We start from the raw sequence: 9362 nt of genomic DNA, 5'->3' as shown, positions 1-9362 counted from the left end.
GGCCGTCCCAGGACGAGCATCCGCACCAGTGTCGCCAGCGGGGTGCCGGCGACGTCCGGGTGCGCGGTGGCCCGCAGGGCGGGGACCGCCTGCTCCCGGTGCAGGGCCGCAGAGGCGTCGGCGCCCAGGAGCTCCTCGACGGCGTCGACGGTGAACCGGGCCTCGAGCAGGTCCTCCCGCAGGGCGGCGACCAGGGTGCCGTCCAGGGCGGGGACGTCGGGGGGCCGGGGTGCGCCGGTCTGTTCGCTCACCCAGGACAACTACCACGACCCGGCGCCCCGGGCGTCCTCGACACCGGTACGGCGCACCTGGGGACGACGACCACGCGGCATCGCGCGCACCGTACGATCGTCGCCCGGGTGCGCCGCTCGGCGCACGTCACCTCGAACCCGGAGATCCTTCATGCGCCGTTCCCGTTCCCGCCTGCTCGCCCTCCCGCTCGGCCTGGCGCTCGTCGCCGGGCTCGCCGCGTGCGGTGAGGACGAGACCGAGGCCACACCCACGCCCGGGGCCGACGAGGCCACCGCTTCGCCCGAGCCCGAGCCCGTCGACGACGCCGCCGCGTGCCTCGAGGGTGAGTGGGACCTGGACGTGACCGACCAGCTCGCCGCCCAGCAGGCGCTGATGGGAGTCACCGACGCCGAGGTGCAGGTCGACGGCAGCGCCACGCTGACGTTCACCGACGGGACCGTCGTGCGCACCCTGGACGAGGTGGAGTCCCAGGTCAGCTTCACCTTCATGGACGAGCAGATGGAGGTCTGGAGCCGCCAGGACGGCACCGCGACCGGCTCGTACACCGTGACCGGTGACCGCCTCGACATCGTCGACACCGACCAGCAGGGCCTGACCCTGGAGCAGCGCACCCTGATCAACGGCGAGGAGTTCGAGATCCCCGACGTGGATCTCGGGGACCTGTCCACCGACGAGGCCTACACGTTCACCTGCAGCGACAGCGAGCTGCGTCTGGTGCCGGACTTCTCGGCACTGACGGGCGAGGGCATGGAGATGCTGGCCGAGCTGGACCCCGAGGAGTACGCCACGGTGCTCACGCGCCGCTGACGACCCACGTGCGGTGGTGACGGGCGGGCTCCCCGGGCGGGGGCCCGCCCGTCCTGCGTAGCATCGAGGGCGAGGTGCCCGTCCCGTGCGCCTGCACCGACACCCCGGAGACATGATGAACCGCGCACGTGCGCTCGCCCTTCCCCTGGCCCTCGGCACCGTGCTGGCGCTGACCGCGTGCGCCGCCGACCCCGAGGCGACCGACCCGACGGAGCCGCCCACCGACGCCGAGACCGGCGACACCGAGGCGCAGGCACCCGCCGGCGGCGACGTGGACCCGGCGTGCCTGCAGGGCTCGTGGGACACGGACCTGGAACGGCTGCTGGAGGTCCAGACCGCAGGTGTCGAGGTCGACGACTACGAGCACGAGTTCAGCGGCAGCGCCGTGCTCACCTACGACGACGGCACCATGATCCGCGAGGCCGACGAGCTCGAGGTCACGCAGTGGTTCTCGGTGGAGGGCCAGCAGATGGAGAGCTGGATGCGGGAGCACGGCACCGTCACCGGCACCTACACCCTGGACGGCGACCGCCTGGAGATCTCGGACCTGGACTCCTCGGACATCGAGGTCCAGACCCGCACCGAGATCGAGGGCGAGGAGGTGCCCGCACCCGAGATCGACCCCGCGGACGTGTTCGTCGACGGCATGTACTTCGCCGAGTGCGCCGGTGACGAGCTGTACCTCACCCCGGACCTGAGCGAGCTCGAGGCCCAGGGCATCGAGGTCGACCCCGCCGACTTCCGCCTGGTCTACCACCGCCGCTGATCCGTCGCTGCTCGGCCGCCGACCCGAGGTTGCCGCCCCGAGAGCTCACACGACCGACGGGTCGTTCTCGAGGCGGCCCTCGCGGTCGACGCGGGCGGCACGCAACCTCGAGAGGATCACCGCGCCGAACGCGATGCCGGCGGCGACCACCGCGATCGACAGCCTGACCACGTGGTCGGCGTCCGGGCCGATGCTCACCTGCACCACCGCCGGCGCGATGAGCAGGGCCACCAGGTTCATCACCTTGATCAACGGGTTGATGGCCGGGCCCGCGGTGTCCTTGAACGGGTCGCCGACCGTGTCGCCGATGACGACGGCGGCGTGGGCGTCGGAGCCCTTGCCGCCGAACTGCCCGTCCTCGACGATCTTCTTGGCGTTGTCCCACGTGCCGCCCGCGTTGGCGAGGAACACGGCCATCAGCACCCCGGCGGCGATCGACCCGGCGAGGAAGCCCGCCAGGGGCCCGACGCCCAGACCGAAGCCCACCGCGATCGGCGCGAACGCGGCGAGCAGGCCCGGCGTGGCGAGCTCGCGCAGCGAGTCACGCGTGCAGATGTCGACCACGCGGCCGTAGTCGGGGCGCACCTCGCCGGTCATGATCCCGGGCATCTCCCGGAACTGCCGTCGCACCTCGAACACGATCGCGCCGGCCGCGCGGGTCACCGCGTCGATCGCCAGGCCCGAGAACAGGAACACCGTCGCCGCACCCAGGATCACCCCCACCAGCGTGATCGGGGAGATGACCTCGTAGGACAGCATCGCGAACGACAGCCCGGCCGGTTCGATCATGTCACCGATGTCGGCCAGGGCCTGGCGCACGGCGTCGGAGTACGAGCCGAACAGGGCGGTTGCGGCCAGGACCGCCGTCGCGATCGCGATGCCCTTGGTGATGGCCTTGGTGGTGTTGCCCACGGCGTCCAGATCGGTGAGGGTCTGGGCGCCCTCGGCGTCCACGTCCCCGGACATCTCCGCGATGCCCTGCGCGTTGTCCGACACCGGACCGAAGGTGTCCATGGCCACGATCACCCCGACCGTGGTCAGCAACCCGCAGCCGGCCAGGGCCACCAGGAACAGCGACAACCACACCGAGCCGCCGGAGACCAGGAACACCCCGCAGATCGCGGCGGCGATGATGCCCGCCGTGTAGACCGCGGACTCGAAACCCACCCCGATGCCCGAGAGCACCACCGTCGCCGGGCCGGTCAGGGACGTGCGCGCCACGTGCAGGGTCGGCTTGGACGCCGTGCCCGTGAAGTAGCCGGTGAGCCACAGGATCACCCCGGCCAGGACGATCCCGATCAGCACCGCGAGGGTCGCGACCACCCGCGGGTCCCCGTCGTGGTCGGCCAGGACGTCTCCGACCCCGGTGAGCTCGGCGAACGAGCCCGGCAGGTAGACGAAGGCGGCGACGGCAGCGAGGAGCGCGCCGACCACGGCCGACACGTAGAAGCCCCGGTAGATGGCCCGCAGCCCGCTCTCGTTGCCGCGCACCCGGGTGAGGACAACGCCCAGTGCCGCGGTCAGGGCACCGATCGCGGTCACCAGAAGGGGGAAGACCAGCCCCTCCTCCCCGAAGGCGACCCGGCCCAGGATCAGAGCGGCCACCAGGGTCACCGCGTACGACTCGAACAGGTCCGCCGCCATGCCCGCACAGTCGCCGACGTTGTCGCCGACGTTGTCGGCGATGGTCGCGGCGTTGCGGGGGTCGTCCTCGGGGATGTGCTGCTCGACCTTGCCGACCAGGTCCGCCCCGACGTCGGCGGCCTTGGTGAAGATCCCGCCACCGACGCGCATGAACATCGCCAGCAGCGCCGCACCGAAGCCGAAACCCTCCAGGACCGCCGGTGCGTCGCCCCGGTAGATCAGGACCACCGACGCGGCGCCCAGCAGCCCCAGGCCCACCACCGACATGCCGACCACGCCGCCGGTGCGGAACGCGATGCGCGCCCCCTCGCTGCGACCACCCGGGCGGGTCGCCGCCGCGGCCACCCTCACGTTCGCGCGCACCGCCAACCACATGCCCAGGTAGCCGATCGCCGCCGAGAAACCCGCTCCCAGCAAGAAGAACACCGACCTGCCGACCCGCACCCCGGTGTCGCCCGGAAGCAGGAACAGCAGCGCGAACACCACCACCGCGAACAGCACCAGGGTCCGCAGCATGCGGTGCAGGTACGCCGACGCGCCCTCCTGGACCGCGGTCGCGATGCCCTGCATGCGTGCGGTGCCCCCGTCCGCGGCGAGCACCTGCCGGCGCAGCACCGCGGCGAACACCAACGACACGACGGCGATCGCGGCGACGACCGCGACGATGGTCAGGCTCGAGGTCCCGAGCGTGGGCATCCGTCCTCCTCGACGTCGCTGCGCCGACCCGGCGCCGTTGCCGGGAGGCCACGCGGCTCCCCCTGAGCCACGACGGCCCGCAGTCTACGGGCGCGACCGGCGCTCGACATGCGCACCGGACGATCGGGGGTGACGCTGGGGGCGAACCGTCACACGTACCCCACAAGGAGCAGTGATGACCGACCAGACCACCCCGAAGGACCCCACCGACCAGCACGGCAGCCCCGACTCGGACACCATCGCCCACCCCGGGCTGACCCGGGACATGGACGAGCAGCCCGACCACGGCGAGGAGACCTACGTCGGCTCCGGGCGCCTGGAGGGCAAGCGGGCCGTCCTGACCGGTGGTGACTCCGGGATCGGCCGGGCGGTGGCCATCGCCTACGCCCGGGAGGGCGCCGACGTGCTGCTGTCGTACCTGCCCGAGGAGCAGGAGGACGCCGAGACGACCGCCTCGTACGTGCGTGAGGCCGGCCGCACCGCCGTCCTGGTGCCCGGCGACATCCGGGACGAGGCCCACTGCCAGGAGATCGTCGACACCGCGGTGCGGGAGCTCGGCGGGATCGACGTGCTGGTCAACAACGCCGCGTACCAGATGGCCCAGGACGGTGGGATCTTCGACATCACCACCGAGCAGCTGGACCGGGTGATGAAGACCAACATCTACGCCCTGTTCTGGATCACCAAGGCCGCGCTGGCGCACATGCAGCCGGGGTCCTCGATCATCAACGTGTCCTCGATCCAGGGGTACCAGCCCAGCCCGCAGCTGCTGGACTACGCGACCACGAAGGCCGGGATCATCAACTTCACCCGAGGGCTGGCCCAGCAGCTCGGCGAGAAGGGCATCCGCGTCAACACCGTGGCGCCGGGGCCGATCTGGACGCCGCTGATCCCCGCGACCATGCCCGAGGGCAAGGTCGACCAGTTCGGTGAGGACACCCCCGAAGGACGTCCCGGGCAGCCGGCCGAGCTCGCACCGGCGTTCGTGTTCTTCGCCAGCCAGGAGTCCAGCTACACCACCGGGCAGCGGCTCGGGGTGGCCGGCGGCAAGATGATGCCCTGACCGCTCCCGCCCTCAACGCAGCGGCCCCGCACCCCCTGGACGGGGTGCGGGGCCGCTGGACGTCCCGGGTCAGTCGGCCAGTCAGTCGGCCAGGGCCTCGTCGACCGTGGTGTGGATGGTGAACACCTGGGTGAGGGCCGTGATCCGGAAGACCTTGAGGATCTTCTCCTGGTTGATGACCAGACGCAGGTCGCCCCCGAGGGTGCGGACCTTCTTCAACGCGCCGACCAGCACGCCCAACCCGGTGGAGTCCATGAACTTCACCTCAGTGAGGTTCACCACCAGATCGGTGTGCTCACGCTCGATCAGGCCCGTGAGCTCCTCGCGCAGCACCGGTGCGGTGTAGACATCGATCTCGCCCGTGACGTCGACCACCGTGCGGTCACCGTCCACGCGGCTCGTGACGGACACGTCCACACCGACCTCCCCCATCCCACGCTCACATGCTCCCGACTGCGGCCATTCAACCAAACCCCGGCCCGGCGTGCGGCCGCTCACGCCCGCACCGGCACCCTGCCGGGGCCGACCCCGGCCTGGTGGGCCGTGAGCGCTGTAGCGTACCGCTCCCTGACGCCCTGCACGCGGACCTCCTGCAGGACGTGGTCGCGCACCCCGAGACTAGCGAGCATCCCGCGCAGGCGTGCCACCGCCTCGTCGTCCATGGTGGTCGGGTCGACCGTGGTGCGGACCTGGTGGTCCACACCTGAGTCCAGGACCAGCTCCAGGGACCGCATCGCCCGCTCCCCGGCCCCGGGACGGCCGGTGACCGCCTCGTACAGGTCCAGGGGCGCCTTCACGTCCAGACCCACCCAGTCGACCAGGGGAAGCAGCTGCGCCAACCTGCCCGGGTACGGGCCGGCGGTGTGCAGCCCCACCCCGAACCCCGCCTCCCGCACCTGGCGGACCGCGTCGGGCAGGCCCGGCTGACGGGTCGGCTCACCACCGGAGAGCACCACCCCGTCCAGGCGACCCACCCGACGCGAGAGCAGGTCCATGACCTGCGACCACCGGACCGTCCCCGGGGTCCTGGGGTCGATCAGGCCCGGGTTGTGGCAGTACCCGCAGTCCAACGGGCAGCCCTGGCAGAACACCGTCGCGACCAGTCGGCCCGGCCAGTCGCAGGTCGACAACGGCACCAGTCCGGCGATCTGCAGGCCCTCGGCGCCCCGCTGGGCGGGCGGGGGCATCAGACCGGCGCCGGCTCGGCCGCCCGGTCCACCGACCGGGCCGCAGCGGCCTCGGTGAAGTGGGTGCGCTCGGCGTGCTCGCCCTTCTTCCCGATGTTGAACGAGCTCACCGGGCGGTGGTAGCCCATCACCCGGGTCCACACCTCGCACACCTGCCCGCAGCGTGGGCACGCGTGGTGCTCACCGGCGAGGTACCCGTGGGCGCCGCAGATCGAGAACGTCGGCGTGACCGTCAGGTACGGCAGGCGGTGGTGGGCCAGTGCCCGGCGCACCAGCTCCCGGCACGCGTCCGGGGTGGACACCTGCTCGGACATGTACAGGTGCAGGACGGTGCCGCCGGTGTACCGCGACTGCAGCTCGTCCTGGAGGTCCAGGGCCTCGAACGGGTCGTCGGTGAACCCGACCGGGAGCTGGGAGGAGTTCGTGTAGTACGGGTTCTCGTCGGTGCCGGCGTGCCGGATTCCGGGGAACCGGGCGAGGTCCTCCTTCGCGAACCGGTAGGTGGTGCCCTCTGCGGGGGTCGCCTCGAGGTTGTACAGGTGGCCGGTGGACTCCTGGAACTCGACCATGCGGGCACGGACGTGGTCCAGCAGGCGCAGGGCGATGCCGTGGCCGGTGGGTGTGGTGACGTCGTCGGCGTCGTCGGTCAGGTTGCGGATCATCTCGTTGATGCCGTTGACGCCGATCGTGGAGAAGTGGTTGCGCAACGTCCCCAGGTAGCGGCGCGTGTACGGGAACAGGCCCTCGTCGATGTACCGCTGGATGACCTTGCGCTTGACCTCCAGGGAGTCCCGCGCCAGCTCCAGCAGGCGGTCCAGCGCGGCGAGCAGCGCCTGCTCGTCCCCGCGGTGCAGGTAGCCCAGCCGGGCGCAGTTGATCGTCACCACACCCAGGGAGCCGGTCTGCTCGGCCGAGCCGAAGAGGCCGTTGCCGCGGGCGAGCAGCTCCCGCAGGTCCAGTTGCAGGCGGCAGCACATCGACCGGATCTGGCCTGGCTCGAGGTCGGAGTTGAGGAAGTTCTGGAAGTACGGGAGCCCGTACCTGGCCGTCATCTCGAACAGCCGGTCGGCGTTGGGGCTGTGCCAGTCGAAGTCGGTGGTGATGTTGTACGTCGGGATGGGGAAGGTGAACACCCGACCGGAGGCGTCACCGGTGGTCATCACGTCGATGTACGCCTCGTTGATCATGTCCATCTCGGCCTGCAGGTCCCCGTAGGTGAACGGCTGCTCGACCCCGGCGACCACCGGGACCTGGTCGCGGAGGTCCGCGGGGCAGGCCCAGTCGAACGTCAGGTTCGTGAACGGCGTCTGGGTTCCCCACCGGGACGGGACGTTCAGGTTGTAGACCAGCTCCTGGATGCCCTGACGCACCGCCGCGTAGTCCAGGCCGTCGACCCGCACGTAGGGGGCCATGTAGGTGTCGAACGAGCTGAAGGCCTGCGCGCCGGCCCACTCGTTCTGCATGGTGCCCAGGAAGTTCACGATCTGCCCCACGGCCGAGGAGAAGTGCTTGGGAGGCCCGGCCTCGACCTTGCCCGGGACGCCGTTCAGGCCCTCGGTCAGCAGGGTGCGCAGCGACCAGCCGGCGCAGTACCCCGCGAGCATGTCGAGGTCGTGGATGTGCAGGTCGCCCTCGCGGTGCGCACGGCCGACCTCCGGGGCGTACACGTGCGACAGCCAGTAGTTGGCCGTCACCTTGCCCGCGGTGTTGAGGATCAGCCCACCCAGGGAGTAGCCCTGGTTGGCGTTGGCGTTGACGCGCCAGTCCGACCGGTCCAGGTACTCGTTGATGGACGAGCCGACGTCCACCACGGTGCGCGCGTCGGCGCGCAGGCGCTCGTGCTGGGCGCGGTAGGCGATGTACGCGCGGGCGGTGGGGGTCGCGCCGGCGGTGATGAGGACCTCCTCCACCAGGTCCTGGATGCGCTCGACGTGGGGGTGCTCCACACCCTCGGTCCGCAGCCTGGCGACGACCGCATCGGACAGCTCCGCGGACCGCGCGGCGTCGACCTCACCGGTCGCGGCACCCGCGAGGGTGATCGCGCGGGCGATCCGTCCGGCGTCGAACGGCACCACGGCGCCGCCCCTGGTCACTGCCCCACGCAGCTCTGTCCCCGTCTCCATACCCTGACCCCGTCCCTACATGTTGTGTCTTGATCGACCCATAGCCCCAACATGTTCGATCCAAGGGGGCGTCGCGTCGTGGACGGTAGGACGTAGGTCCCGAGGGCCGCGTGGCCACCGCGGGAGCCGGTGCCACCGGTGGGAGGATCGGCACGTGCCGAGGGACCTGCTGGACGTGCTGACCGCCGGCGGTCTGCGCGGGGACCGGGTCACCCACGTCGAGCACCTGCCCGCCCGTCCCGGCACCCACGCGCCGTGGCCCGCCTGGGCCCCACCGGACCTCGTCGACGCCTACCAGCACCTGGGCGTCCGGGAACCGTGGCTGCACCAGGTCCGGGGCGCGCAGGCCGTCCGGGACGGCCACCACACCGTCCTGGCCACGTCGACCGGCTCGGGCAAGTCGCTGGCGTACTGGCTCCCCGCGTTGACGGCGGTCACCGACCCCCCGGGGCGCCCGCCGACCGCACCACCCCCGAGCGGGTCCCGCCCACCGCGGGGCACCGTGCTGTACCTGGCTCCCACCAAGGCGCTCGCCGCCGACCAGCTCGACGGCCTCGAACGGCTGGGCGCCCACCGCGGCACCGACGTCCGGGTCGCCACCTGCGACGGCGACACCCCCGTCGACGAACGGCGCTGGGTGAGGGAGCACGCCGACGTGGTGCTCACCAACCCGGACTTCCTGCACTTCTCGCTGCTGCCCGGGCACCAGCGGTGGGCGCGGCTGCTGCGCGGCCTGCAGGTCGTGGTCGTCGACGAGGCGCACGCGTTCCGTGGGGTCCTGGGCGCGCACGTCGCCGCCGTCCTGCGGCGGCTGCGGCGGCTCG

Annotated in this window: 9 protein-coding genes; 4 read left to right on the top strand and 5 right to left on the bottom strand. The window is 71.6% G+C overall.

Annotated features, from left to right (window positions below; genetic code table 11):
- A partial coding sequence (locus tag N869_RS09985; RefSeq protein ID WP_035060989.1) for a DUF7059 domain-containing protein occupies positions 1-251 on the bottom strand: 251 nt, incomplete at its 3' end.
- Between the two features lie 151 nt (positions 252-402).
- Between N869_RS09985 and N869_RS09980 the strand changes: the two genes are divergently transcribed.
- Both N869_RS09980 and N869_RS09975 read left to right on the top strand, forming a co-directional pair.
- On the top strand, positions 403-1059 hold the full coding sequence (locus N869_RS09980) for a hypothetical protein (RefSeq protein WP_035060987.1): 657 nt from the start codon (positions 403-405) through the stop codon (positions 1057-1059).
- A gap of 115 nt (positions 1060-1174) precedes the next feature.
- Entirely contained in the window at positions 1175-1825 is a 651-nt protein-coding gene (locus N869_RS09975) for a hypothetical protein (protein ID WP_035060986.1), read from the top strand.
- Between the two features lie 45 nt (positions 1826-1870).
- Here the strand turns inward: N869_RS09975 and N869_RS09970 are convergent, their stop codons facing one another.
- Positions 1871-4165 carry a sodium-translocating pyrophosphatase gene (locus N869_RS09970; RefSeq protein ID WP_035060985.1) on the bottom strand — a complete coding sequence of 765 codons (2295 nt, stop codon included), beginning with the start codon at positions 4163-4165 and terminating at the stop codon, positions 1871-1873.
- A 175-nt stretch (positions 4166-4340) separates the two neighbouring features.
- Between N869_RS09970 and N869_RS09965 the strand changes: the two genes are divergently transcribed.
- Complete coding sequence (locus N869_RS09965) at positions 4341-5228, top strand: SDR family oxidoreductase (RefSeq protein WP_035060983.1); 888 nt, start codon at positions 4341-4343, stop codon at positions 5226-5228.
- Positions 5229-5309: 81 nt separating this feature from the next.
- On the opposite strand, the gene N869_RS09960 is transcribed toward N869_RS09965, so the two are convergent.
- The 3 genes from N869_RS09960 to N869_RS09950 form a co-directional block, all read right to left on the bottom strand.
- Positions 5310-5645 (bottom strand): STAS domain-containing protein, encoded by a 336-nt coding sequence (locus N869_RS09960; protein ID WP_035060993.1) that lies wholly within the window; start codon positions 5643-5645, stop codon positions 5310-5312.
- A 77-nt stretch (positions 5646-5722) separates the two neighbouring features.
- On the bottom strand, positions 5723-6415 hold the full coding sequence (locus N869_RS09955) for an anaerobic ribonucleoside-triphosphate reductase activating protein (protein WP_035060981.1): 693 nt from the start codon (positions 6413-6415) through the stop codon (positions 5723-5725).
- On the bottom strand, positions 6415-8538 hold the full coding sequence (locus N869_RS09950; protein WP_052105355.1) for a ribonucleoside triphosphate reductase: 2124 nt from the start codon (positions 8536-8538) through the stop codon (positions 6415-6417). The genes N869_RS09955 and N869_RS09950 overlap by 1 nt, the downstream gene beginning before the upstream one ends.
- 154 nt (positions 8539-8692) lie before the next feature.
- Here N869_RS09950 and N869_RS09945 point away from each other — a divergent pair.
- Positions 8693-9362 (top strand): DEAD/DEAH box helicase (locus N869_RS09945; RefSeq protein WP_035060980.1); only part of this gene is annotated, 670 nt, incomplete at its 3' end.

This window comes from Cellulomonas bogoriensis 69B4 = DSM 16987 (assembly GCF_000767165.1).
Classification (GTDB): domain Bacteria; phylum Actinomycetota; class Actinomycetes; order Actinomycetales; family Cellulomonadaceae; genus Actinotalea; species Actinotalea bogoriensis.
Note: the sequence above shows the minus strand (reverse complement) of the source record. Positions and strands in the feature narration are given on the sequence as shown.